General features: G+C 61.8%; 15 protein-coding genes and 4 riboswitches. Of the genes, 11 read left to right on the top strand and 4 right to left on the bottom strand.

The features are described from left to right. Positions 1-71: 71 nt before the first annotated feature. A complete protein-coding gene (recA, locus tag ACZYTC_RS06215) occupies positions 72-1,145 on the bottom strand; it encodes a recombinase RecA (protein ID WP_434956910.1) in 1,074 nt (357 codons plus the stop codon). 320 nt (positions 1,146-1,465) lie between these two features. Between recA and ACZYTC_RS06210 the strand changes: the two genes are divergently transcribed. Further along, positions 1,466-2,383, top strand: a complete 918-nt coding sequence (locus ACZYTC_RS06210) for an NAD(P)-dependent oxidoreductase (RefSeq protein ID WP_441773443.1) — start codon at positions 1,466-1,468, stop codon at positions 2,381-2,383. 71 nt (positions 2,384-2,454) lie between these two features. On the opposite strand, the gene ACZYTC_RS06205 is transcribed toward ACZYTC_RS06210, so the two are convergent. Then, positions 2,455-3,621 (bottom strand): porin, encoded by a 1,167-nt coding sequence (locus tag ACZYTC_RS06205; protein ID WP_441773442.1) that lies wholly within the window; start codon positions 3,619-3,621, stop codon positions 2,455-2,457. A 362-nt stretch (positions 3,622-3,983) separates the two neighbouring features. After that, positions 3,984-5,624, bottom strand: coding sequence for a fumarate hydratase (locus ACZYTC_RS06200; protein WP_434956913.1), 1,641 nt, complete (start codon positions 5,622-5,624; stop codon positions 3,984-3,986). 410 nt (positions 5,625-6,034) lie between these two features. Then, positions 6,035-6,232, top strand: a riboswitch (cobalamin riboswitch). A gap of 263 nt (positions 6,233-6,495) precedes the next feature. Between ACZYTC_RS06200 and metE the strand changes: the two genes are divergently transcribed. From metE to ACZYTC_RS06150, 10 genes are all read left to right on the top strand, one after another. After that, complete coding sequence (metE, locus tag ACZYTC_RS06195; RefSeq protein WP_441773441.1) at positions 6,496-8,844, top strand: 5-methyltetrahydropteroyltriglutamate--homocysteine S-methyltransferase; 2,349 nt, start codon at positions 6,496-6,498, stop codon at positions 8,842-8,844. A 101-nt stretch (positions 8,845-8,945) separates the two neighbouring features. Next, a riboswitch (cobalamin riboswitch) is annotated at positions 8,946-9,266 on the top strand. Positions 9,267-9,375: 109 nt separating this feature from the next. Continuing rightward, a complete protein-coding gene (locus ACZYTC_RS06190) occupies positions 9,376-12,288 on the top strand; it encodes a ribonucleoside-diphosphate reductase subunit alpha (RefSeq protein ID WP_488989129.1) in 2,913 nt (970 codons plus the stop codon). Positions 12,289-12,416: 128 nt separating this feature from the next. Then, complete coding sequence (locus ACZYTC_RS06185) at positions 12,417-13,532, top strand: ribonucleotide-diphosphate reductase subunit beta (RefSeq protein ID WP_488989982.1); 1,116 nt, start codon at positions 12,417-12,419, stop codon at positions 13,530-13,532. A gap of 252 nt (positions 13,533-13,784) precedes the next feature. Further along, a riboswitch (cobalamin riboswitch) is annotated at positions 13,785-13,989 on the top strand. 117 nt (positions 13,990-14,106) lie between these two features. Beyond that, complete coding sequence (locus tag ACZYTC_RS06180; RefSeq protein WP_488989128.1) at positions 14,107-15,351, top strand: aromatic ring-hydroxylating oxygenase subunit alpha; 1,245 nt, start codon at positions 14,107-14,109, stop codon at positions 15,349-15,351. Between the two features lie 161 nt (positions 15,352-15,512). After that, positions 15,513-16,592, top strand: a complete 1,080-nt coding sequence (locus ACZYTC_RS06175; RefSeq protein ID WP_434956917.1) for an FAD-binding oxidoreductase — start codon at positions 15,513-15,515, stop codon at positions 16,590-16,592. A gap of 1 nt (position 16,593) precedes the next feature. Next, positions 16,594-16,899 carry a hypothetical protein gene (locus ACZYTC_RS06170; protein WP_454814315.1) on the top strand — a complete coding sequence of 102 codons (306 nt, stop codon included), beginning with the start codon at positions 16,594-16,596 and terminating at the stop codon, positions 16,897-16,899. Between the two features lie 420 nt (positions 16,900-17,319). Continuing rightward, positions 17,320-21,105, top strand: a complete 3,786-nt coding sequence (metH, locus tag ACZYTC_RS06165; protein WP_488989127.1) for a methionine synthase — start codon at positions 17,320-17,322, stop codon at positions 21,103-21,105. Positions 21,106-21,281: 176 nt separating this feature from the next. After that, positions 21,282-22,181 carry a tetratricopeptide repeat protein gene (locus ACZYTC_RS06160; RefSeq protein WP_488989126.1) on the top strand — a complete coding sequence of 300 codons (900 nt, stop codon included), beginning with the start codon at positions 21,282-21,284 and terminating at the stop codon, positions 22,179-22,181. Between the two features lie 69 nt (positions 22,182-22,250). After that, positions 22,251-22,328, top strand: a riboswitch (SAM riboswitch). A 55-nt stretch (positions 22,329-22,383) separates the two neighbouring features. Then, positions 22,384-23,307 carry a homoserine O-acetyltransferase MetA gene (gene metA, locus ACZYTC_RS06155; RefSeq protein WP_488989125.1) on the top strand — a complete coding sequence of 308 codons (924 nt, stop codon included), beginning with the start codon at positions 22,384-22,386 and terminating at the stop codon, positions 23,305-23,307. Between the two features lie 325 nt (positions 23,308-23,632). Continuing rightward, the gene (locus ACZYTC_RS06150) at positions 23,633-24,025 is read left to right on the top strand and encodes a TetR-like C-terminal domain-containing protein (RefSeq protein WP_488989124.1); all 393 of its coding nucleotides are present in this window, start codon (positions 23,633-23,635) and stop codon (positions 24,023-24,025) included. A 21-nt stretch (positions 24,026-24,046) separates the two neighbouring features. Here the strand turns inward: ACZYTC_RS06150 and ACZYTC_RS06145 are convergent, their stop codons facing one another. Further along, a complete protein-coding gene (locus tag ACZYTC_RS06145) occupies positions 24,047-25,822 on the bottom strand; it encodes a hypothetical protein (RefSeq protein WP_488989123.1) in 1,776 nt (591 codons plus the stop codon). Between the last annotated feature and the right edge of the window lie 230 nt (positions 25,823-26,052).

Genomic DNA, 26,052 nt, shown 5'->3' with positions numbered 1-26,052 from the left:
GCGACAGACGGGTTATTCGGTGTGAATTGGCTCTGCTTAGGCCAGACGTGAGAAGCCGGTCGAGGCCGACCTCATTCGCCCTCGGCTTCGGACGGGTCGATATTGTCGAGGATACGCTCGGCAATCAGGCCGGCATTCTGGCGAATCTGGCCCTCGATCTTATCCGCCACATCCGGATTGTCCTTGAGGAACTGCTTGGCGTTCTCACGGCCCTGGCCGAGACGCTGGCTCTCATAGCTGAACCAGGCGCCTGATTTTTCGACCACGCCGGCCTTGACGCCGAGGTCGACCAATTCGCCCACCTTCGAGATGCCTTCGCCATACATGATGTCGAATTCGATCTGCTTGAAGGGCGGCGCCACCTTGTTCTTGACGACCTTCACGCGGGTCTGGTTGCCGACCACCTCTTCCCTGTCCTTGATCGCGCCGATACGGCGAATGTCGAGGCGGACCGAGGCATAGAATTTCAGGGCGTTGCCGCCCGTGGTGGTTTCCGGGCTGCCATACATCACGCCGATCTTCATGCGGATCTGGTTGATGAAGATGACCATCGAGTTGGAACGCCCGATCGAGGCCGTCAGCTTGCGCAGCGCCTGGCTCATCAGGCGGGCCTGCAGGCCGGGCTGCACATCGCCCATTTCGCCTTCGATTTCGGCCTTGGGCGTCAGCGCCGCCACGGAATCGATGACGATGACGTCGATCGCCCCCGAGCGCACCAGCGTGTCGCAGATTTCAAGGGCCTGTTCGCCGGTATCGGGCTGCGAGATCAGCAATTCGTCGAGATTGACGCCCAGCTTGCGGGCATAGACCGGATCGAGCGCGTGTTCGGCGTCGATGAAGGCGCAAACGCCGCCTCTCCTCTGGGCCTCGGCGACGCTGTGCAGCGCCAGCGTGGTCTTGCCGGAGGATTCCGGCCCGTAGATCTCGATGACGCGCCCCTTGGGCAGGCCGCCGACACCGAGCGCAATATCGAGACCAAGGGAGCCGGTGGAGATCGCCTCCACCTCCATCGTCTTGGAACCCTTGCCGAGCCGCATGATCGAGCCCTTGCCGAAAGCGCGTTCGATCTGTGATAGGGCGGCGTCGAGCGCCTTCGTCTTGTCCATGGAGCTTCCTTCGACCAAGCGCAGCTGCGTCTGACTCATATGCCCGTTTCCCTATCAAGCACGAACGGATTCGTCATCCGAACCAATCGTTTTCAACACTGGGCTTGCATCTTGTCGCAATTCAAAGCCCCGTGGCGGTATGTACCCATTTTGTTCTCATTCATGCAAGTTCTATTTTTGTTCTCATCGTTCTTATTTAACAGAAGCTGACTGCTCGGTGCAGGCCGACCTTCGATAAATCATCATACCATTGCACCATCGGGCTTGCGCCCGAAGCCCATCCCCGTCCACACTCACCGTCGGCAGGATGCGCCGGCAACCCGCGTCGGAAATGCGGGACAGGAAACGGGACGATTGCAATGACGAATGCGCAGGAAAGCGTCGGCTTCATCGGGGTCGGCTATATGGGCCATGGCATGGCCAAGAACATCGTGGAGAAGGGCTACGCCCTGACGGTGATGGGCCACCGCAACCGGGCGCCGGTGGAGGATCTCGTGGCCCGCGGCGCCAAGGAGGCCAAGACCCCGCGCGAGGTGGGCGCCGCTTCCAGCATCGTCTTCCTCTGCGTCACCGGTTCGCGACAGGTGGAAGCGCTGGTACACGGTCCCGATGGGCTGAAGGCCGGCCTGAAGCCGGGGGCCGTCGTCGTCGACTGCTCGACCTCCGATCCCAATTCCACCCTCGCCCTCGCGGCCGAACTCGCCGAAGCCGGCATCGATTACGCCGATGCGCCGCTCGGCCGCACGCCGAAGGAAGCCTGGGAAGGCACGCTCGATACCATGGTCGGCGCAAGCGACGCCCTGTTCGAGCGCCTCAAGCCGGTGATATCAACCTGGGCCGGACGCATCGTGCATATCGGCGGCACGGGCGACGGTCACCGCATGAAGCTGCTCAATAATTTCCTGTCGTTGGGCTATGCCGCCCTCTATGCCGAGGCCCTCGCTTTGTCGCAGAAGGTCGGCATCACACCCAAGCGCTTCGACAGCGTCATCCGCGGCGGCCGCATGGATTGCGGTTTCTACCAGACCTTTTCGCGCTGGGTCCTGGAGGGCGACAAGGATGCCCACAAATTCACCATCGCCAACGCCTACAAGGATCTAAGCTATCTGGAGGCGATGGCCAGTGCGGCAGGATTGGTCAATCCGATCGGCAATGCCGTGAAGAACTCGTTCGGCGTGGCGATGGCCGCCGGTGGCGCGCAGCGCTACGTGCCGATGCTAACCGACTATATCGGCAGCCTGAACGGCACCGATCTTACCCCGGCCAATCAGAACTGACCGGGCGCCGAATACAGGAACGCCGCGCCCAGGAGAGCGCAGCGTCCATGCTTCTTCCTCTATAGGCCGGATCAGAAGGTGCGGCGCAGACGCACACCTGCACCGACAGCGTCGACCGTCTTGGTGTTCGCGCCCTCCGCGTCCTTGTTCTGGTACCAGACTTCAGCGCCGGCAATGAAGCCCTTGACGATGGTGTAGTTCACCTGGCCGCCGATGACGTAATATTTGAAATTGTCGCTGACGTTGGTCGCCACGCGCGGCGCATCAAAGTCCAGGTAACCACCAAACAGCACGGCCTGCAGTTGCTTGGTAACGTTCAGGCCAGCCTCGGCCTGCACGGCAAAGCCCTTGGCGCTGTCGAGATCATATGGCGCGCCGTTGGTCGGATAGGCATCCCAGCCCCCGATACCCAGAAGCGAGGACCCATTCGGGTTGGAAGCAGCGCCGACACCGAGATAGCGCGTCGCACCATCGGCATAACTGGCTTCGACGGCCACATAGCCGCCTTCCAGAACCGGAATGTTCACATTGCCGCCGAAGCCGATCGAGTAGCCCCATTTGTCACCGTAATTCGACACGGCGGAGCGATTCTGGTGAAGAGCGCCCATGATCTGCAGGCGGCCCCAACCGTTCTTGTTGTCGTCATAGCCGATCACGCCGACGATGTCGGGCACCTGCGAACCGCCGAGGCCGCGAATGTTGGCATTGCCGGTATTGCCGAAGGTTGTGGTGTTGGCACGATGATCGCGGCCATCTTCGATCGACAGGGTGGCGTAGGCCTTGTCGAATTGAGCCGTATAGCTGATCAGGTTACGCCGGCCCTGCTCGCCGAAATAAGGGGCGAAAAACTCGGCCTGATAATTGGGATCGTAGAAGGCGTAAGGCGACCAGGCGTAACCGGCCGTCAATCCGCCAAACTGCAGATAGGCCTGACGCACCTGGAAGGTGTCGTGCGTGGCCGCACCCGCATTCGATTCAGCCTGGAGTTCGAAGAAGGAGCGCAGCATGCCCCAGTCGGTCTGGGTACGGGCATCGAAGCGGATGCGGGCATTGGTTCGAAACTGCGTCTGGCTGATGTTGCGCTTGCCCGTCGCATTGCTGGGCGCCTGCGCATACCAATAGTCGGCCCGGATCTGGCCACTGATCTTGAGGCAGGTATCGGTGCCCGGAATGTAGAAGAAGCCCGGACCGAATGCCGTACAGACCTTCACATATTCAACGGCTTCGCCCTTGCTCATGGGCAAGTCCGCAGCAGAAGCTGCGACGATGCTGAGAAATCCAGCGCCAGCGCCGAGTAAAATTGCACGAATAGACATGGAAATACCCCGATCTTATAAGATAGCCCTCAATCAGGGCCGCTCTCTTCGAAAAGCTGGCAAACCAATATTCAGCCAATCGAAGAGGCGCGGTCGTTGTGCACCGCGATATCGAAGCTTTCCTCCCAGGCGAGACATTACACAATGTTAAGGTAAGTCATCGTTCTGACACAAAAGGGCTTTGTCCATGACAGTTGCGATTTTGCAACAACACGCAGAACGTGCATGAAAAAGGCCCCTCCCTTTTCAGGAAGAGGCCTCGCCGAAAAGCAGGGTGAGCGAACTCAACCCAGATTGAGTTCCTTGAAGAAATCATTGCCCTTGTCGTCGATGACGATAAAGGCCGGGAAGTCCTCGACCTCGATGCGCCAGACCGCTTCCATGCCGAGCTCGGGATATTCGAGCACCTCGACCTTCTTGATGCAGTCCTGGGCGAGGCGCGCGGCGGGGCCACCGATCGAACCGAGATAGAAGCCGCCATGCTTGGCGCAGGCCTCGCGGACCTGGGCGGAACGGTTGCCCTTGGCCAGCATCACCATCGAGCCGCCGGCCGCTTGGAACTGGTCGACATAGGCGTCCATCCGGCCCGCCGTGGTGGGGCCGAAGGAGCCCGAGGCATAGCCGGCGGGTGTCTTGGCCGGGCCGGCATAGTAGACAGGATGGTTCTTGAGATAATCGGGCATCCCCCCACCCGCTTCCAGGCGCTCGCGCAGCTTGGCATGGGCAAGGTCGCGGGCCACGATGATGGTGCCGGTCAGCGACACGCGCGTCTTTACCGGATGGCGCGACAGGGTTTCCAGGATGTCAGACATCGGCTGGTTGAGGTCGATCTTCACCACCGCCCCGCCAAGCTTGCTCTCATCGATCTCCGGCAGGAAGCGCGCCGGATTGTGCTCGAGCTCCTCGAGGAAGACACCCTCGCGGGTGATCTTGCCCATGGCCTGGCGATCGGCCGAGCAGGAAACGCCAAGGCCGATCGGCAGGCTGGCGCCATGGCGCGGCAGGCGGATGACACGGACGTCGTGGCAGAAATACTTGCCGCCGAACTGGGCGCCGACCCCGAGCGACTGGGTGAGCTTGTGCACTTCTTTCTCGAGCTCGAGGTCGCGGAAGGCATGGCCGAGTTCGGAGCCCTCGGTGGGCAGGCTGTCGAGATAGCGCGCCGAAGCGAGTTTCACGGCCTTCAACGTGATTTCGGCAGAGGTACCGCCGATCACCACCGCCAGATGATAAGGCGGGCAGGCTGCCGTACCGAGCGTGAGGATCTTCTCCTTCAGGAAAGCGATCAGGCGGTCCTTGGACAGGATGGAGGGTGTGGCCTGATAAAGGAAGGTCTTGTTGGCCGAGCCGCCGCCCTTGGCAACGAAGAGGAACTTGTAGGCCTCCTCCCCTTCCGCGGAAATGTCGATCTGGGCCGGCAGATTGGTCTTGGTGTTCTTCTCCTCGAACATTGACAGCGGTGCGAGCTGCGAATAGCGCAGATTCTTCTTCTCATAGGCATCGCGGATGCCCTGGGCGATGGCGCCCTCGTCCTCACCTTCCGTCCAGACTTTGCGGCCCTTCTTGGCCATCACGATGGCCGTGCCGGTGTCCTGGCACATCGGCAGCACGCCACCGGCGGCGATGTTGGCGTTCTTGAGGAGGTCATAGGCGACGAAGCGGTCATTGTCCGTCGCCTCGGGATCTTCCAGAATGTTGCGCAATTGCTGGAGATGGCCGGGGCGCAAGAGATGATTGATGTCCATGAAGGCCTGCTCGGCCAGAAGCCGCAACGCCTCGCCATCCACCTGCAGAATCTCGCTGCCTCCGAGCTTTTCGACCCGCACGCCCTCGCTGGTCAGCTTGCGGTAGGGCGTCTCGTCCGCTCCCAGGGGGAACAGGGGAACGTGGGGATAGCGGGAATTGGCAGCGGAATCGGCAGGCATGGAGAGGATCTCCGAACAGAGCGTTTTGCGATTTGACGGCTTCGGCAAGAATCGCAAAGACGCGTCAAAACAAGGAGCTAGAGCAAACAAGCGTTTCCGTCTAAACGCGCTTTGCTCCAGGGCTGGCAGAGGTGGCGCAGGGGTGCCACCGGTTTGGCCCTGATTTAGTCGTTTTTCTCACCGCTGCCTATGATCAATTGGAATCGTTCCATGCTGAAGCCCCCTCGGCCTTTCGTGCACGGCCAGACGAGGCACTCAGGCAGGCGCCGCCATCGACACCGGGCTTGTGGTTGCGATTGAAGCCGAGCAAAGGCCGCCGCGAGGTCGCGATCCAAGGGCAACCTATGATCGCATGGCATGCCTATATAAACATGTCTTTATGTCGACCTTGACTTTCACGACGTCTTGTCGTTTGCTTGCCCAGTCGAGGTTCTTCCATTCTCGCAATGGAAGCTAAGAGGGAAGCCGGTGCGATGCCGGCGCTGCCCCCGCAACTGTAGACGGCGAGAACTTGCCTCATCATGCCACTGCCTGCCCTGCGCAGGTGGGAAGGCAGGCAAGCTCGGTGAGCCGTGAGCCAGGAGACCTGCCCCGACGAATGTAAACGTCCTCGGGCGGGGTGTCCCGGTGGTTGCTTGACCAAGTCAATGTCCTTGGCCGCGTCAGGCGCTCCCGTACGGCCTTTGCCCCCAGTTCTTCATGGGGTCTGCCGATGTTCAAGCTTCAAACTGCCATCATGCGTGAAGGTGCAGTCGATCCGACTGCTCGACGACGAATGCGTTGCGGCGTGCCCTAACGGTACGCCGCTCCCTCCTCGATCCGATCCATTCACCACGAACCGGGACCTATCGGTCACCGGCCGGAGACGCGCATGTCCATTCCCATTTCGACGCTCGGCACGCCACGCATCGGCCCACGTCGCGAACTCAAGACGGCCCTCGAAGCCCACTGGGCCGGAAGGCAGAACGAGACCGCCTTGCTCGCAACGGCAGCCCAGTTGCGCGCGAGCAACTGGGCTCGACAGAGCCTGCTCGGCGTTACCCATATCCCGTCCAATGACTTTTCGCTCTACGATCAGGTTCTCGATATGAGCGCCGTGGTCGGTGCCATCCCCTCTCAATATGGCTGGGAGGGTGGCTCCGTCCCGCTTTCGACCTATTTCGCCATGGCGCGCGGCAGGCGGGGCCATGACGATCGTGGCCATGAGGGCTGCTGCCATGGCGGCGGCGGTGTCCCCGCTCTCGAGATGACCAAATGGTTCGACACCAACTATCACTACATGGTTCCCGAATTTCGCCGCGGCCAGGCCTTCGAACTCGCTTCGGCCAAGCCCATTGACGAATTCAGGGAGGCCGTAGCGCTCGGCTTCCACACGCACCCCGTGCTCATCGGCCCGGTGACCTATCTGCTGCTCGGCAAGAGCAAGGACGAGGGCCTGGATCCGCTCACCCTGCTGCCAGGCCTCTTGCCCGTCTATGCCGAGATCCTGCACAGGTTGGCCGCGGCCGGCGCGGACTGGGTGCAGTTCGACGAACCCTGTCTCGTGCTCGATCTCGACGAGAACGCGCGGGCCGCCCTGCGCCATGCCTATGGCGTCCTTTCCAGCACGGTCTCCGATCTGAAGATCATGATCGCGACCTATTTCGGCGGCCTCGGCTACAATCTCGACCTGGCACTCGACCTGCCCAGCGCCGGCCTGCATCTCGACCTGGTGCGGGCGCCAAGCCAGCTCGGGCAGGCGGTCGCACGAGCCAGCGCCGACAAGGTGCTATCGCTGGGCGTGATCGACGGGCGCAATGTCTGGCGGAGCGACCTGACTGCCCTTCTTGATCGGATCGAGCCGGCGGTTGCAGCCCTCGGCCCCCACCGCGTCGTCCTCGCTCCGAGCTGTTCCCTGTTCCACGTTCCCTACGATGTCGAGGCCGAGAGCGCGTTCGATCCTGAACTCCGGAGCTGGCTGGCCTTTGCGATACAGAAAATCGGGGAACTGAAGACCCTGTCGGCAGCCCTGGTCGACGGGCGGCGGGCCGTCGCTGATGAACTCGCCCAATCGGACGCAGCAGCTGCGGCCCGCCGTGTATCCGCTCGTATACATGATGCCGGCGTCGCCGCCCGCATGGACGGGCTCACGCCGGCCATGAGCGAGCGCCGGCATCCCTACACGCTGCGCCGCCGGGCCCAGGAATGGCTCGGCCTGCCGCAATTTCCCACCACGACCATCGGTTCCTTCCCCCAGACCGACGCCGTGCGCAAAGCACGCGCTGACCACGCAAAGGGCTGGATCGACGACGCCGACTATCAGCGTTTTCTGCGACAGGAAACCACCCAGGCGATCACTTGGCAGGAAGAGATCGGCCTCGACGTTCTCGTGCATGGCGAATTCGAGCGCAACGACATGGTGCAGTATTTCGGCGAGCAACTGGCCGGCTATGCCTTTACCCAGCATGGCTGGGTCCAGAGCTACGGCTCGCGCTGCGTGCGCCCGCCGATCATCTATGGCGATGTCTCGCGTCCCCGGGCCATGACGGTGGAATGGGCACGCTTCGCACAATCCCTGACCAAGCGTCCTGTCAAGGGCATGCTGACCGGACCGGTCACCATGCTGCAATGGTCCTTCGTGCGGGACGACCTCGAGCGCGAGCAGGTCTGCCGGCAGATCGCCCTCGCCTTGCGCGACGAGGTCGGCGATCTGGAACGGGCCGGCATCCGCATCATCCAGATCGACGAGCCGGCCATTCGCGAAGGCCTGCCGCTCAGACACGCCGAAAAGGAGGCCTATCTGACCTGGGCGGTCGCCTGTTTCCGCCTCGCCGCCTCAGGCGTCGACGATGCCACGCAGATCCACACCCATATGTGCTACTCGGAGTTCAACGACATCATCCATGCCGTTGGAGGCCTGGATGCAGACGTGATCTCGATCGAGACTGCTCGGTCCAAAATGGAACTTCTCGATGCGTTCCGGGCCTATCGCTACCCCAACGAGATCGGGCCGGGCGTCTATGACATCCACTCTCCCCGCTGCCCCACCGTGGCGGAGATGCGCGACCTCCTTGCCAAGGCACGCGAGCGGATCGCCGGCGATCAGCTCTGGGTCAACCCCGATTGCGGCCTGAAAACCCGCAGCTGGGACGAGGTCCGCCCGGCCCTCGTCAACATGGTTGCCGCCGCCCGCAAACTTCGTGAAGAGACCGCTCCAGCGAGAGTGGCGGCGTCCGCGTGAAAAACCTGCCGGGGGACAAATTTCGTCCTCCGGCACGCCTTGTCCCCGTTGAAAAAAAGGGCATCATACACCATGTATTGACATAGAGACACCCAGGCATACTAGATGCTGTATCCACAGGTCCTCGGATTCGCTGTCCGAGGCTAAGAGGGAATCCGGTGAGCCCGAGAGCAAAGCGCGTTTGGTGAAAACGCACTTTTCCTCGAACTTTTTGTTCGACGCGTCTTTGCGATTTGAAGCGACGCTTTCAAAACACAAGACGCTCTAGGGCAAAGCCGGGGCTGCCCCCGCAACTGTAAGCGGAGAGCGGGCTGTCGCTGTGCCACTGGCCGGAAGGCGGGTTCAACCCGCCCTTCGCCGGGAAGGCAGACAGTTCGCAACGACCCGCGAGCCAGGAGACCTGCCTGTGGCTGGTTATCGTTTCCTCGGGCGGGGTGCCCCGACGGATCGCTTTGCTCGTGGCGCATATGCCTGCGCCGACGCGGAACGCGTTCCTTCGGCCCAAGCCTCCAACATTTTGGGGTTTGCCGAATGTCTTTCGATCTCGAAACTGCCACGACCACAAAGACGCCTTTTCCGGCTGCCGGCGCCGACAGGGCGAAGCCGGCCTCGGAACCGGGCTATCAGGTCATTCGCCGCAACGGCGCCGTCACGCCTTTCGATGCCTCCAAGATTTCGGTGGCCCTGACCAAGGCCTTTCTCGCCGTCGAGGGCAATTCGGCCGCTGCTTCGCGCCGGGTGCATGACATTGTCGCCGAACTCACGGCCCAGATCGTTGCCGGCCTGACCCGCCGTGCCGATGCGGGCCGAACCTTCCATATCGAGGACATCCAGGACCAGGTGGAACTCGCCTTGATGCGCGGCGAACACCACAAGGTGGCGCGTGCCTATGTGCTCTATCGCGAACAGCACGCCCAAGAGCGCGCCCTGGAACGAGCAACCGAGACAGAGGCACGGACCGCCATCGCCCCTGCCCTGCGGATGAAGACGGCGGAGGGCTCCTTGCTACCGCTCGACCACGCGCGCCTCACCGCCCTGGTGCGCGAAGCCTGCGCAGGTCTTGCCGACACCGATGCAGAGACCGTGCTGAACGAGACGCAGCGCAATCTCTATGACGGCATCAGCCAGGACGAACTGGCGATCGCGCCGATCCTCGCCGCCCGCACCCTGATCGAGACCGAACCTGATTACGCCAAGGTCAGCGCCCGGCTGCTCAACGACAAGCTGCGCCGCGAGGCGCTCAGCTTCGTCGGAGGCCGTCCCGACCAGGCGACGCAGGCCGAGATGGCGACCCGCTACGCCGAGTATTTCCATGACTATATCCGCGTCGGCATCGCCAACGAACTGCTCGACCCGGAGCTCGGCCGCTTCGACCTCGCCCGCCTTGCCGCTGCCCTCAAGCCCGAACGCGATCTCAAGTTCGACTATCTCGGCCTGCAGACACTTTATGACCGCTATTTCCTGCATGTGCGCGGCACGCGTTTTGAGCTGCCGCAGGCCTTTTTCATGCGCGTGGCCATGGGCCTGGCCTTGCGCGAGATCGACCGGGAGGCGCGGGCGATCGAATTCTATGATCTTCTCTCCTCCTTCGACTTCATGGCCTCGACGCCGACTTTGTTCAATTCGGGAACGCTGCGCGCCCAGCTCTCCTCCTGCTTCCTGACCACTGTGTCCGACGACCTCGAAGGTATCTTCAAGGCGGTGAAGGACAATGCGCTGCTCGCCAAATATTCCGGTGGCCTCGGCAATGACTGGAGCAATGTGCGTGGGCTCGGCGCCCATATCAAAGGCACCAACGGCGAAAGCCAGGGCGTGGTGCCCTTCCTCAAGGTCGCCAACGATACCGCAATCGCCGTCAATCAGGGCGGCAAGCGCAAGGGCGCGGTCTGCGCCTATCTGGAGACCTGGCATGTCGACATCGAGGAATTCCTCGATCTTCGCAAGAACACCGGTGACGACCGCCGCCGCACCCATGACATGAACACCGCCAACTGGGTGCCGGATCTGTTCATGGAACGTGTGGAACAGGATGGCCCCTGGACCCTGTTCTCACCGGACGAAACGCCGGACCTGCACGACCTCTACGGTCCCGCCTTCAAGGTCGCCTATGAGGCGCATGAGGCACGCGCCGCGCGCGGCGAGCTCCGCGTCTTCAGGCAGATCCGGGCCATCGATCTCTGGCGCAAGATGCTGACCATGCTGTTCGAGACCGGGCATCCCTGGATCACCTTCAAGGACCCCTGCAACATCCGCTCGCCCCAGCGTCACGTCGGCGTGGTACATTCCTCGAACCTGTGCACCGAAATTACGCTGAACACCTCCCATGACGAGGTTGCCGTGTGCAATCTCGGCTCGGTCAACCTCGCTGCCCATGTCGACGCCGACGGCCTGATGTTCGACAAGCTCAAGGCGACGGTGACGACGGCGATGCGCATGCTCGACAACGTCATCGACATCAATTTCTACACCATTCCCGAGGCACGGCGTTCCAACCTCAAGCACCGGCCCGTCGGTCTCGGCATCATGGGCTTCCAGGATGCCCTGCAGGCCCTGCGCCTGCCCTATGCCTCCGAAGCCGCCGTGTGCTTTGCCGACGAGAGCATGGAAGCCGTGTCCTTCCATGCCATCTCGGCCTCAACAGACCTGGCGGCCGAGCGTGGTCGCTACCCCAGTTTCGATGGCTCGCTGTGGTCGCAGGGCGTCCTGCCGATCGACTCGGTCGGCCTGCTGGCCGAGACGCGCGACAACGCGGCCTTCGATACCGGCACGACCGTGCCCTGGGACGCCCTGCGCGAGCGGGTGAAGACCGTCGGCATGCGCAATTCCAACACCATGGCGATCGCGCCGACGGCGACGATCTCCAACATCTGCGGCGTGTCCCAGTCAATCGAGCCGGCCTATCAGAACCTCTTCGTGAAATCGAACATGTCGGGCGATTTCACAGTGGTGACCTCGGCCCTGGTCCACGATCTCAAGGCACGGGGCTTGTGGGACGAGGTCATGATCTCCGATCTCAAATATTTCGACGGCTCTCTCGGCCAGATCGATCGCATCCCCGAAGAGCTGAAAGCGCTTTACGCCACCGCTTTCGAGATCGACACCGCCTGGCTGATCGAAGCCGCGGCGCGTCGGCAGAAGTGGATCGACCAGGCCCAGTCGCTCAACCTCTATATCGCCAATCCCTCCGGCAAGAAGCTCGATACGCTCTACCGCCTGGCCTGGAAGCGTGGCCTGAAGACGACCTATTACCTGCGCTCGCAGTCGGCCACCCATGTCGAGAAATCGACGCTGAAGGGCACCGACGGCAAGCTCAACGCCGTCTCTGCCACGGTGCCGCACGCGGCCGCGCCGATCCTGATCGAGACTCAGCCGGAAACACTGCAGTCGGAAGCGTGGGGCAAGGCCTGCTCCATCCACGACCCCGACTGCGAAGCGTGCCAGTGAGCCGAGAACGAGGTGCGATTTTTCCCTTTCGCGCCTTGCTCTCCAACTCTTTGTTTTGACGCGTTTTCTTAAGCGAAAAGTCTATCAACTTTTCTGGAAAACGCTCTGAGGATAAGAAAACGATGACGATGCTCGACTGGTCCGAACCCACCTCGCCCGCAGCCCAGCTTCCCCTGCCACAGAGCACGGCGGATGCGACCGGCCTCGGCGCGATCGACCGCAAGGGCGGCCGTGTCACGGTCGACGAGAAACGGATGATCAATGCCCGCGCCGACGTAAACCAGCTCCTGCCGCTCAAATACAAATGGGCCTGGGAGAAATATCTCGCCGGCTGCAACAACCATTGGATGCCGACCGAGGTATCGATGCAGGCGGACATCGCGCTGTGGAAGTCCAAGGACGGCCTGACACAGGACGAGCGGCGCATGCTCAAGCGCAATCTCGGCTTCTTCGCCGCCTCCGAGAGCCTGGTCGCCAACAATATCGTCCTGGCGATCTACCGCCACCTCACCAATCCTGAGTGCCGGCAATATTTGTTGCGTCAGGGTTTCGAGGAGGCCGTACATACTCACACCTTCCAATATATCGTCGAGAGCCTCGGGCTCGACGAGGGCGAACTCTTCAACATGTATCGCGAGATCCCCTCGATCACCGACAAGGCGGCCTGGGCGCTCAAGCATACCCAGCATCTCGACGATCCCGATTTCAAGACCGGCACGCCGGACGCCGACCAGGCCTTCCTGCGCGATCTCGTCGCCTTCTACGTCATCTTCGAGGGCATGTGGTTCTATACCGGCTTTGCCCAGATCCTCTCGCTCGGCCGGCGCAACAAGATGGTGGGGATCGCCGAGCAGTATCAGTACATCCTGCGCGACGAGAGCATCCATCTGAACTTCGGCATCGACGTGATCAACCAGATCAAGATCGAGAACCCGCATCTGTGGACGCTGACCTTCCAAGCCGATCTCCAGCAGATGATCCGCGAAGCCGCTGAACTGGAGGCCGCCTATGGCCGGGACACCATGCCGCGCGGCTTCCTCGGCCTCAACGCGGTGTCCTGCGAACAATACATGCATTTCATCGCCAACAGGCGCTGCGCCCAGCTCGGGCTCATGCCGGTATTCCCGGACGTGGAGAACCCCTTCCCCTGGATGAGTGAGGCGATGGACCTGAAGAAGGAGAAGAACTTCTTCGAGACGCGTGTCATCGAATATCAGAACGGTGGCGCGCTGAGCTGGGATTGAAGGCACGCTTTCGAGGTCTTCGGAACAAATCGGAGGAAAGCTGGGATGGGGAATCATGGCCCCTCATCCAGATTTCAGATCCCAACATCTCGAAAGGAGTGGGACAGGTTGCTCCATCATCCCCCGCCACGCGGGGAATGATGGACATTCAATGTCTCCTTCCCGACCTTCCGTCCTCAAGCTCTCGATGACAATGTCCTGAACACACCATCATCCGTCGCATCGCCTCTAGTCGGTGCGCCGACTCGATGTATTCTAATCCTCATTCGAGGTGCCGGTTCGCCCCCAAGGCGGGCCGGAGAATTGGGAAGCCGGTCCAAATCCGGCGCTGCCCCCGCAACGGTAGAGGAGAAGATCGCGGCAAGTGCCACTGGGTCGGGAAGACCTGGGAAGGCGTCGCGATCGGGCCGGAAGGCCGCTCCTGAGCCCGGAAACCAGCCACGAAGAAAACCGACGGACGCGGTGGGCGTTCCGGGAGGAGGTTTGGCTGCGCCTTTTCACCGGCGCAGATCACCGAGCCGCTTTCCCATCCCGCTGCCAAGTCAACGCATTGGTTGTCACGCGGGATTTTGACATGACAGCGCATCAGGACATGCTGGGCCGCCTCCGGACCCATCAACCGGGCACCACGCTCGAGGGCAAATTCTACACAGACCCGGAGTACTTCCGGCTGGATATGGAGAATATCTGGTACCGTGAATGGCTGTTCGCGGGCCATGATTGCGAGCTCGGCAAGCCGGGCAGCTATTTCACTCTCCAGGTCGGCGACTATCCGGTGATCGTGCTGCGCTCCGGTGACGGCGCCATCCGCGCCTTTCACAATTCCTGCCGGCACCGGGGATCACGGCTCTGCGCGGCCGAGCGCGGCAGCGTCGCCAAGCTGGTCTGCCCCTATCATCAGTGGACCTACGAGCTCGACGGGCGCCTGCTGTTCGCCCGCGACATGGGCCCCGGCTTCGACGCCACGCAATATGGGCTGAAGCCCGTGCATTGCGAGAGCGTGGCCGGCTATATCTGGATCTGCCTTGCCAAGGAGGCACCCGATTTCGAGACCTTCCGCGCCGGCGCCATGCCCTATCTGGCACCGCATGGCCTGAAAAACACCAAGGTGGCCTTCGAGAGCACCATCGTCGAAAAGGGCAATTGGAAGCTGGTGTGGGAGAACAACCGCGAGTGCTACCACTGCGCGGGTAATCATCCCGAGCTTTGCCGTACCTTCCCAGAAGCCCCGACGGTGACGGGTATCCAGGGTGCCGACAAGGATCCGCTCATCGGCCAGCATTGGCGGCGTTGCGAGGAAGCCGGCCTGCCCAGCACCTTCAGCATTTCCGGTGACGGCCAGTTCCGCATGGCCCGCATGCCGCTGCTGCGCAATGCCGCCAGCTATACGATGTCGGGCAAACCGGCGGTGCAACGCCCCCTCAGCCCGACGATCGAAGAAGGCAATATCGGCGCCCTCCTGCTCTTCCACTATCCCACCACCTGGAACCACGTGTTGGGCGACCATGCCGTGAGCTTCCGCGTGCTTCCGATCGGGCCGAAGGAAACCCAGGTCACCACCAAATGGCTGGTGCACAAGGATGCGGTCGAGGGGGTCGACTACGACCTCGAGGAACTCACCCATGTCTGGCAGATGACCAACGACCAGGACCGCCAGATCGTCGAGGAAAACCAGCTCGGCGTCTCTTCGCCCCTCTACACGCCCGGACCCTACGCCCCCGAACACGAGGGCGGCGTTATGCAGTTCGTCGAGTGGTATCGCAACGCCATGGAAGCGGCGCTGGGTAACGACGGCGTCCGCCTGCGCAGCGTGGCCTAGCGCCTTTTCACCCTCCCCTGGAGGGGGAGGGTCGGACGAAGTACGGGGTGGGGTGAGAAACACAGCAGCCGGTGAAAATCACCCCACCCCGACGCTTCGCGTCGACCCTCCCCCTCCAGGGGAGGGTGTTAGCGAAACCGACATATACAAGGGCAGACATCATGCCGATCGCCACACAAAAATTCAGGCATATCGACGAAACGCCGCCGTGGAACGATCAGAGCCAGGCGCTCGAATGCGTTTCGATCATCCATGAGGGCCGCGACGTCGCGACCTTCACCTTCCGCGCCGCCGAACAGGGTTGGTTCCGCTACGAACCCGGCCAGTTCATCACGCTGGAGATCCCGGCCGAGGCCGGGCCGGTGCTGCGCACTTATACGCTGTCGTCGAGCCCTTCCCGCCCGCTTTCTATCAGCGTCACCGCCAAGGCGCAGGCCTCCAGCATCGGCACGCGCTGGATGCTGGACAACCTCAAACCCGGCACGCGGTTGAAGGCCTACGGCCCGCTCGGCCAGTTCAGCTTCTCTCGTCATCCGGCAGAAAAATACCTCTTCATCTCGGCCGGATCCGGCATCACGCCGATGATGTCGATGACCCGTTTTGCCGAAGACCACGGCGCCGCCACCGATATCGCTTTCGTCAACTGCGCACGCCGGCCGGGCGAGATCATCTTCCGCCAGGAGTTGGAGCGCATGGCCGGACGCATGCAGCGCCTCCGCCTCGCCTGGATCGTGGAAGAGACCGAGGCCCATGAAGCCTGGACCGGCTTCCAGGGTCGGCTCAACGCTCCGGCCCTGCGCTTGATCGCACCGGATTTTCGCGAGCGCGAAGTGTTCTGCTGCGGCCCCGCGCCTTTCATGGCAGCGGTCAAGGACATGCTCGAAGCCAATGGCTACGACATGCGCCGCTATCATGAAGAGAGCTTCCAGCCGGCCGAAACTCCAATGGAGGACATCGGTGCGGACGAAGCCCTTGCCGGCGAAGCCAGCGTGGCCTTCACCAGATCCGGCATCGAGGTGCCGGCCTCCAGCCGCGAGACCATTCTTCAGCTCGCCCGCGGCGCCGGCCTCAACATTCCGACCGGTTGCACAATGGGCCTGTGCGGCACCTGCAAGGTACAATGCCTGTCGGGGGAGACCGCCATGACCCACCAGGGCGGCATCCGCGAGGAGGAAATCGCCGCCGGCCTGGTGCTGGCCTGCTGCACCCGGCCGCTCGGCCGTGTCGAGATCGAGGCTTGAGATGACGATTGCCGCGCAGAACACCGTCGACGTCGACGCCGCCATCGTGCACTCCATCCTGGAGGCTTCTCGGGACGAAGGTCCGACACTGCCAGAAGAGCGAGCCCGCACCTTGATGCTGGCCTGGATCCTCAGCCGCGAAGACGGTGCGGACCTGGCCAGGGAAGCCGTCGATCTGAAAGTCCTGCTGCTCGAGGCCTCGATCCCGGACAATCCGCTGCTGCCGCATCTGAGCAGCCTGCTCGACGAGGTGCGCGATCATGTCGGTCGGCGACGAGGCCGGCGGCGTTTGCGGGCAGATGCCTAAGCCAGCCAGATATAGCAGAGGTTAGAGGGCGGACGACACATCCATAGGCGCGGGATCAAGGCGAAAAGCGCAATAATATCCTCCCCTGGAGGGGGAGGGTCGACCCATAGTGTCGGGGTGGGGTGAACTTCTTCGCAAGAACTGCCGCTTTTGTCGGCAACGAGGCGGATAATCACCTCACCCCGGCCTTCCAGGCCGACCCTCCCCTTCCAGGGGAGGGTAAAGAATTGAGGCCTCGCTGCCTTGACCCAGCGCCTATGGACGTCTCGTCCGCCTCTTCCCCTCCATGTATCTCGCTCCCATCCCAGCATCATCAGACAGAAAACCGGCGCTTCCGGGATAGTTCACCTTGACCTCTCTTTTCTCAACGCTATCATATAAGGATATCTTGATATCGTAATTCCGTTATAGGAGCTTGTGATGAGCGCTCCGGTCGAAGCCCTGTTCGCCGCGCCTGCCCCAACCGATCGGGGCGCGGAGATCCTCGCCGCCCTTACCGCCGCCGCGCGCGAGCGCATCCTGATCCTGGACGGCGCGATGGGCACGCAGATCCAGGGGCTCGGCTTCGAGGAGGACCATTTCCGGGGTGAGCGCTTCGTCGGCTGCGACTGCCATCTCAAGGGCAACAACGACCTTCTCACCCTCACCCAGCCTGCCGCGATCGAGGCGATTCATTACGCCTATGCCATGGCCGGGGCCGACATCCTGGAGACGAACACCTTTTCCTCCACCTCGATCGCGCAGGCCGATTACGGCATGCAGGAGGCGGTCTACGATCTCAATCGCGACGGTGCGCGCCTCGCCCGCCGAGCCGCAATCAAGGCAGAGCAGCAGGACGGGCGCCGGCGCTTCGTCGCCGGCGCGCTTGGCCCAACCAATCGCACCGCCTCCATCTCGCCGGACGTCAACAATCCCGGCTATCGCGCCGTCAGCTTCGATGACCTCCGGATCGCCTATGCCGAGCAGATCCGCGGCCTCATCGACGGCGGCGCCGACATCATCCTGATCGAGACCATTTTCGATACGCTCAACGCCAAGGCCGCCATCTTCGCCTGCGAGGAAGTGTTTGGCGAAAAGGAAGTGCGCCTGCCCGTGATGATCTCGGGCACCATCACGGATCTCTCAGGCCGCACCCTCAGCGGGCAGACGCCGACGGCGTTCTGGCACTCGGTGCGGCATGCCCGTCCCTTCACCATCGGCCTCAACTGCGCGCTCGGCGCCAATGCGATGCGGGCGCATCTCGACGAGATCTCCACGGTCGCGGATACCTTCGTCTGCGCCTATCCCAATGCCGGCCTGCCCAACGAGTTCGGCCAGTATGACGAGAGCCCAGAGGCGATGGCGGCGCAGATCGAGGGCTTTGCCCGCGACGGCCTGGTCAATATCGTCGGCGGCTGCTGCGGCTCGACGCCGGAGCATATCCGCGCCATCGCCGAAGCGGTCGGCCGGCACGCGCCGCGCCCGATTCCAGAGATCGAACCCAAGATGAAGCTGTCGGGGCTCGAGCCCTTCACGCTCGACGCGACCATCCCCTTCGTGAATGTGGGCGAGCGCACCAACGTCACCGGCTCTGCCAAGTTTCGTAAGCTCATCACCGCCGGCGACTATGCGACCGCACTCGACATCGCCCGCGACCAGGTCGCCAATGGCGCCCAGATCATCGACATCAACATGGACGAGGGCCTGATCGATTCCGAAAAGGCCATGGTCGAGTTCCTCAACCTGATCGCCGCCGAGCCGGACATCGCCCGCGTGCCGGTTATGATCGATTCCTCGAAATTCTCAATCATCGAGGCTGGGCTGAAATGCGTGCAGGGCAAACCGCTGGTCAATTCGATCTCCATGAAGGAAGGCGAGGAAGCCTTTCTTCACCATGCCCGCCTGGTGCGGGCCTACGGCGCGGCCGTGGTGGTGATGGCCTTCGACGAACAGGGACAGGCCGATACGCTGGAACGCAAGGTCGCCATCTGCAGCCGAGCCTATAAGCTCTTGACGGAGCAGGCGGGCTTCCCGCCCGAGGATATTGTCTTCGATCCCAACATCTTCGCCGTCGCCACCGGCATCGAGGAACATAACGGCTATGGCGTCGCCTTCATCGAGGCGACGCGGCAGATCAGGACCACCCTGCCCCACGCCCATATTTCGGGCGGTGTATCCAATCTCTCCTTCTCGTTCCGCGGCAATGAGCCGGTGCGAGAGGCCATGCACGCCGTGTTCCTCTACCATGCCATCCAGGCCGGCATGGACATGGGCATCGTCAATGCCGGGCAACTCGCCGTCTATGAATCCATCGATCCGGACTTGCGCGAAGCCTGCGAGGATGTCGTGCTCAACCGGCCCTCGCGCGGGGCGCTGAACCCGACCGAACGCCTGCTCGAACTGGCCGAGCGTTTCCGTGGCGCCGCCGGCAAGGAAGCTAAGGAAAAGGATCTCGCCTGGCGTGAGTGGCCGGTCGAGCAGCGCATATCCCATGCGCTCGTCAATGGCATTACCGAGTTCATCGATGCCGATACCGAGGAGGCGCGTCTTGCGGCCGCACGTCCCCTGCACGTCATTGAAGGGCCACTGATGGCCGGCATGAACGTGGTTGGCGATCTCTTCGGTGCAGGCAAGATGTTCCTGCCGCAAGTGGTGAAGTCGGCTCGTGTGATGAAGCAGGCCGTCGCCAGCCTCCTGCCCTATATGGAGGCCGAGAAGCTTGCCAATGGTGGCACTGGCGAACGCCAGAGCGCCGGCAAGATTTTGATGGCGACCGTGAAGGGCGACGTGCACGATATCGGCAAGAACATCGTCGGCGTCGTGCTCGCCTGCAACAATTACGAGATCATCGATCTGGGCGTGATGGTGCCCTCCGCCAAGATCCTCGAAGTTGCGCGGCAGGAGAAAGTCGACATCATCGGGCTGTCAGGCCTGATCACCCCCTCGCTCGACGAGATGGTGCATGTCGCCGCCGAGATGGAGCGCGAGGGCTTCGACATCCCCCTCCTGATCGGCGGTGCCACCACCAGCCGCGTCCACACCGCGGTGAAGGTGCATCCGCGCTACGACCGCGGCCAGGCGGTCTATGTCACCGATGCCAGCCGTGCCGTCGGCGTGGTCTCCAGCCTGCTCTCCCCGACGATCAAGCCGGGTTATGTCGAAACCGTCCAGGTCGAATATACCAAGGTCGCGGCGGCCCATGCCCGCAGCGAGGCCGACAAGCTGCGCCTGCCCCTCGCCAAGGCCCGGGCTAACGCCCACAAGGTGGATTGGACCGGCTTCGTCGCCCCCAAGCCGGGCTTCCTCGGCACGCGCGTGTTCGAGAATTACGATCTCGCCGAGCTGGCGCGCTATATCGACTGGACGCCCTTCTTCCAGACCTGGGAGCTCAAGGGGCGCTATCCTGCCATCCTCTCCGACGAGAAGCAGGGCGCGGCCGCTCGCCAGCTCTTCGACGATGCCCAGGCTATGCTCGCCCGCATCATCGAGGAGAAGTGGTTCCATCCCAAGGCCGTGATCGGCTTCTGGCCTGCCAACGCCGTCGGCGACGATATACATCTGTATACGGACGAGAGCCGCAGCCGGGAGCTCGCCAGCCTCCACACCTTGCGCCAGCAGCTCACCAAGCGCGATGGCCGCGCCAATGTCGCCCTTTCCGACTTCGTCGCCCCTGAGCCCAGCGGGCACGGCGACTATCTCGGCGGCTTCGTGGTCACGGCCGGCATGGAAGAGGAAGCGATCGCCCATCGTTTCGAACGTGCCAATGACGATTACGGCTCGATCCTGGTGAAAGCCCTGGCCGACCGTTTCGCCGAAGCCTTCGCCGAGCGCATGCATGAGCGCGTGCGCAAGGAATTTTGGGGCTATGCGGCCGACGAAAACCTGGCTCCCGACCAGCTCATCGGCGAACCTTATCGCGGCATCCGGCCCGCCCCCGGCTATCCGGCCCAGCCCGACCATACCGAGAAGGGCACACTGTTCCGCCTGCTCGACGCCGAGGCTCGCATCGGCGTGCGCCTGACCGAGAGCTATGCGATGTGGCCGGGCGCCTCGGTGTCCGGGCTCTATTTCGCCCATCCCGAGGCCTATTATTTCGGGGTGTCGAAGATCGAGCAGGACCAGGTCGAGGACTATGCGGCCCGCAAAGGCATGACGGTGCAGGAAGCCGAACGCTGGCTCTCGCCGGTGCTGAACTATGTGCCCGGCGTCAAGGAGGCGGCGGAGTAGGCCTGGGAGCCTTATGACGAGGAGGCCTATCCCCAACCATATGTTCCAATTGCCAACGATCGGATGGCATCACAAAATTGTATGTAACGGCATGCATTCATGCTGAGCAACTTCTTGCAAAAATCGGAAAAAGGCATAATTTTCGCTAGGAGCCCTGGTAGAAAATACGGCCTACAATGGTCAGAACAACAAAGATACATCTTACCGCTGCGGTTCTCGCGATCTCGCTCATATTGGCACCCGTTTCTTATGCCCAGGCTGATGATGGCGATGACGCCATCGCTCGAGGGGATTATGCAGGTGCGTTCCACTATTATGAGCCTCTTGCCAACCGGGGCGATGCCCATGCCCAGGCTCAGTTGGGCATGCTTTACCTGAGGAAGGAAGGTGGTCCAGCGGACGACGAAAAAGGCTTGTCGTGGCTGCGAAAAGCTGCCCAACAGGGTTCGCCTCAAGCCGAAGTGTTACTTGGCTTTCTACACATGGCAGGCAAAGGCGTAACTCAGGATAACTTTCAGGCCGCCGCATGGCTCCGCAAAGCGTCCGACCACGGCGACGCTATGGCGGCGATTGCCCTAAGCGATTTGTACTTGTCTGGCCGTGGAGTTCCCAAAGATCCCCTGCAGGCCGTCGAATTGCTGCGCAAGGCGGCAGACAATGGTTCTGCACAAGCGAAGGTCAAGTTGGGCCAGCTCTATGCCTTAGGCATTGGCGTCTCACGGGACGAAGCCAAGGCGAAGATTCTTCTGCATGATGCCGGTCTCAGCGATTTTCATGTGACGATGTACTTGATGGCAACGCGGGCAGTCATTCCAGGGCAGAAACCGGACAATACAGATAATTTAGGAGCATCCAGCGATAGCAAAATCAAATACTCCTCATATCAAGACCTGGTTATTGCCATGAAAAATAATACAATAAAGAATATGTGGGCAAACACAATGAATAGAGATATGGGATCTATAATATACGTAACCGGACATTTCGTGGATGGGCGCCCATTCTTCGCAAATTTACCCAACGACCCGTCAATTCGAGAGGCCTTGAAAAGGGCTGGCGCAAAAATGATGAACTAAGTGTTCATCCCCCTCTTTGTACCAGCCACTGTCAGCTTCCCCGTTGATTTCTGCACGCGCCAGGATTACCTCTTCTCCCGTGGTGATTTGGCCGGCCGGCTTGCAGCCACGTTAAACAACTCGCTAAAGGGCCGCTGGATGCATTCCATCCGTGGACCTGTCGCATTGCTTTCCGGCTGGCCCAACGTCGATCGAGTGCAACATGCCTATCAAGATTCCGGATACTTTGCCTGCCTTCTCCACCCTGGTCAGCGAAGGGGTGCGGGTGATGACGGAAACGGCCGCCATCCGGCAAGACATCCGCCCGCTACAGATCGGCCTGCTCAACCTGATGCCGAACAAGATCCGCACCGAACTGCAGATGGCGCGCCTGGTCGGAGCGACGCCGCTGCAGGTCGAACTCTCGCTGGTGCGCGTCGGCGGCCACCGTGCCAAGAATACCTCCGAGGACCACCTGCTTGCCTTCTACGAAACCTGGGAAGAGGTGCGGGAGCGCAAATTCGACGGCTTCATCATCACCGGCGCGCCGGTGGAGACCCTGCCCTTCGAGGACGTGACCTATTGGAAGGAACTCGAGCAGATCCTGGACTGGACCACGACCAACGTGCATTCCACGCTGAACGTGTGCTGGGGCGCGATGGCCGCCATCTGGCATTTCCACCGCATTCCCAAATATGACCTGACCGAGAAGGCCTTCGGGGTCTACCAGCACCACAACCGCAAGCCGGCCTCCATCTATCTGAACGGCTTTTCGGACGACTTCCACATCCCGGTCTCGCGCTGGACGGAAGTGCGTGGCGAAGATGTGCGCAAGAACCCGGAGCTGGAGATCCTGATGGATTCGGACGAGACCGGCGTGTGCCTCATCCACGAGCAAAAGGGTAACCGGCTCTATCTGTTCAACCATGTCGAATATGAATCGACCTCCCTGGCCGACGAGTATTTCCGGGACGTCGATTCGGGCGTGCCGATCAAGCTGCCGAAGAACTACTTCCCCTATGACGATCCGTCCTTCCCGCCGCGCAATTTCTGGCGCAGCCATGCCCATCTCCTGTTCGGCAACTGGATCAACGAGATCTACCAGACGACATCCTATGACCTGAGCGAAGTCGGCAGGGGGCGCTGAGATTCTCTCGGGTGCACGGGCGCTTAGGCGCGGATTGGAGGGTCGATCTCCAGATCCACCATCTTGGAAGTACCGTCGCGCAGGAAAGGAAGAAGGTCGATCTGGAGATCGACCCTCCAATCCGCGCTTATCCTGCTAAAGAAAGTGCCCGCGCCCCCGGAAGCCCCTCAATCCTTGGCGCGATCCATGCGCATCAGCAACTGCTCGGTCTTGGCGTCTTCGATGCGGTTGTGCAGCCGGCCGGCCTCCTGCTGGTCCGTGCAAGGTCTTGATCGGCGTCACGCAGGTCTGGATCAGCATCACCGTGCCCATGGCCAGATAGGCCTTGATCCAGGCCGAGGCGGGTGGCAGTCGGCGCACCATCGCCAATCGCACCTTGATCGCGCTCGCCAATGGCTATCTGGATTTCGCCGCCGAGCATGGCGGGCGCTGGCATGCCTTGTTCGACTTCCGCCTTCCGGACGGCCAGGACCTGCCGGAAGACCATTTGCGCCAGCAGGATGCGCTCTTCCAGCATCTGGAAGCCCCGCTCGCCGTGCTCCAGCCGGGTCTGCCTCTTTCCGAAAGATCTCTTCTCGCCCGCCCTCTCTTCTCGGCCGCCCATGGCATGGTGCTGCTCGGACTGGAGGGCAAGCTGGTGCAGTTGCCCTTGCCCTATCTGCGCGAACAGGTCGCCCTGATGGTCAGCGCCATGGGCCGAGGCCTCGAATGCAGCTGAGGGCTTGTTCCTCTGCAGGCGTCAAAGCAAGCCCAATCGCCTCGCAACACGCCTGCGCTGGTCGATGATGGTGTGCCGATAAAGGGAGGGCTCCAATCGAAACTCTGGTGAAATCGGCCATGTCATGCCTGCAAGATCGAGCATGGTCTGGGCATTGCTGCCCATCTTGGACATGCCGGTTCCCCCTTCGCCGAAGCGAACCACCACATTGTCGCCAAGCCGGACGATCTGGCCGTTGTTGGGGCCGTTGACGCCGCGGGCGCAAGGCCAGGCGCAGACCACATCTTCGAATGTCAGCCCGCAATCGGGCGTGAGGATGCTGAGTATGCTCGCCAGCGCGCTGATGGCGTAGCTTCTGCTGTAGACAGGCAAGCCGATGACCCCGCCGCAGGTCAATTTCATGACGAGATGGCTGGACGTCCGCCCGACCTCGACAAAATGCGTCTGCTTCATGCCGGTGAATGGCAGATTTCTCACCCTATCGGGATCGGTGATCCGAAACAGGAGCTGCGCCGAAAGCCCGGTCGCGATGGTCTGATGGGGTACCGGCAGGTCGAACCGAAGGCGATCCGATAGGCGAGACAGTGCCGAGCCCACCCGATCATAGTGAAAGGTCGCTGTCGGGCCGAGGGAGAGACATAGATGGTCTAGGGCAACATGCGTGCGTGCGCCTGTCTGGAGATCCTCTAGCGCAATCGCAGCCGCTCGTGGCATGCCTTTTTCGTCCCTGTCGAAATAGACAGAAGTCAGGCGTTGCCGATGCCGGCATTCGATGCCGTGCCGCTGCATCGCCTCCATGCAGACGCGATCAAAGCCGTGGCGAATGCAGCCATTGCCCAGGAAGAGGTCGCCGGACACCACGCGCTCCAGGATGCCGGGGCCATAAAAGCGTCGCAGGCCAGCGGCATCGAGCTTTTCGACGGCAAGGCCGACGTCCTCCGCAAGCTCCCTGTTGTCGACCAGTGAAGCGTCGTGGTTCTTGCGGGAGAGATAGAGGAAAACAGCGCGGGGTCCGTCCTGGTCGAGACGCAGTCGGATCGACAGCCGCCTTTCGATTTCGCTCAGGATCCGTGTCGAGACCTTGCTGGCTAGGCGGCTCTTCACATGATCCGTCTGCAGTCCGAGAAGCCTGCGAAGGCGCTGTACCAGACCATGCCACTCATTGTGAAGATAGACAGGCAGGTCCCTCAACCGAACACCACGAGGCCACAGATCAACCTTCTTGTAGTCGAGGTCGAGGGCGACCGATGCATCCTTCTCGCCCAAAATCGCCCGCTTGAGGGCGGTCGCCAGGATGCCAAGCCCCGTATTGTCGAGCTCGGCATTGAGCGCATTGGCGTGATTGACATGCTCGTAGCTCGCCGACCCGCTCTCATTGGATTGCTCAGCGCCATCGAGGACGAAAATCACCTCCGAAGCCTCGGCCTGATCTGTCTCCAGGCCGCTGAGGAGAGCCCCGATCTTAGCGGCGGGGCCCCCGACGAAAATCGCCCTCGGCCGACAAGACCCCGCCTCCCGCGCCGCTCGGTGTTCCCCTACGAGGCGCCGCACTTCCGCGGGGGCCTGGTCCAGTCGTGCAATGAAAACCTGGTTTTCTCCCCTCACCCTTACGCCTCGAAGGGCGAAGGCAGGCTGGTAGGGACTTTCGGAAACCAGGGAGGGACTGGCCTCGACCATGGCCTCATAGGCCTGGCGTACGCGAGAAGACGGATTTACCCAGACGGCCTTGCCCGCGAAATAATCTCCTTCCAGTAGATAATCCAGGAACCTGTCGCCGGCGGGATTGGCATGCGTCATTGCCTTCCGCAGATGGTCGAGCGAAGGAAAAGCTGCCCTCGGCATCGCATTGAAAAAGGACTGAGAAGCCTCAGGCGTGGGCTCGTCGCGATCTAGGTCGGGAAGAGTGAGTTCGGAAGGCATGCTGCGATCTGCGAAGACAGGAAAATTGTACCTTCATGCAATATCGCTTTCTACAGCCGCAAGTAGAACAATTTGCAAAGCACCACCCGGATCGCGACATCCGGATG

The organism is Labrys sp. F242, assembly GCF_057813875.1.
The sequence above is the reverse complement of the archived record's forward strand: the minus strand, read 5'-3'. Positions and strand labels throughout refer to the sequence as shown.

Bases quoted from the DNA above. Each gene is read 5' to 3' on its own strand.
- recA (WP_434956910.1), bottom strand. From the start codon at position 1,145: ATGAGTCAGACGCAGCTGCGCTTGGTCGAAGGAAGCTCCATGGACAAG.
- ACZYTC_RS06210 (WP_441773443.1), top strand. From the start codon at position 1,466: ATGACGAATGCGCAGGAAAGCGTCGGCTTCATCGGGGTCGGCTATATG.
- ACZYTC_RS06205 (WP_441773442.1), bottom strand. From the start codon at position 3,621: ATGAGCAAGGGCGAAGCCGTTGAATATGTGAAGGTCTGTACGGCATTC.
- ACZYTC_RS06200 (WP_434956913.1), bottom strand. From the start codon at position 5,624: ATGCCTGCCGATTCCGCTGCCAATTCCCGCTATCCCCACGTTCCCCTG.
- metE (WP_441773441.1), top strand. From the start codon at position 6,496: ATGTCCATTCCCATTTCGACGCTCGGCACGCCACGCATCGGCCCACGT.
- ACZYTC_RS06190 (WP_488989129.1), top strand. From the start codon at position 9,376: ATGTCTTTCGATCTCGAAACTGCCACGACCACAAAGACGCCTTTTCCG.
- ACZYTC_RS06185 (WP_488989982.1), top strand. From the start codon at position 12,417: ATGCTCGACTGGTCCGAACCCACCTCGCCCGCAGCCCAGCTTCCCCTG.
- ACZYTC_RS06180 (WP_488989128.1), top strand. From the start codon at position 14,107: ATGACAGCGCATCAGGACATGCTGGGCCGCCTCCGGACCCATCAACCG.
- ACZYTC_RS06175 (WP_434956917.1), top strand. From the start codon at position 15,513: ATGCCGATCGCCACACAAAAATTCAGGCATATCGACGAAACGCCGCCG.
- ACZYTC_RS06170 (WP_454814315.1), top strand. From the start codon at position 16,594: ATGACGATTGCCGCGCAGAACACCGTCGACGTCGACGCCGCCATCGTG.
- metH (WP_488989127.1), top strand. From the start codon at position 17,320: ATGAGCGCTCCGGTCGAAGCCCTGTTCGCCGCGCCTGCCCCAACCGAT.
- ACZYTC_RS06160 (WP_488989126.1), top strand. From the start codon at position 21,282: ATGGTCAGAACAACAAAGATACATCTTACCGCTGCGGTTCTCGCGATC.
- metA (WP_488989125.1), top strand. From the start codon at position 22,384: ATGCCTATCAAGATTCCGGATACTTTGCCTGCCTTCTCCACCCTGGTC.
- ACZYTC_RS06145 (WP_488989123.1), bottom strand. From the start codon at position 25,822: ATGACGCATGCCAATCCCGCCGGCGACAGGTTCCTGGATTATCTACTG.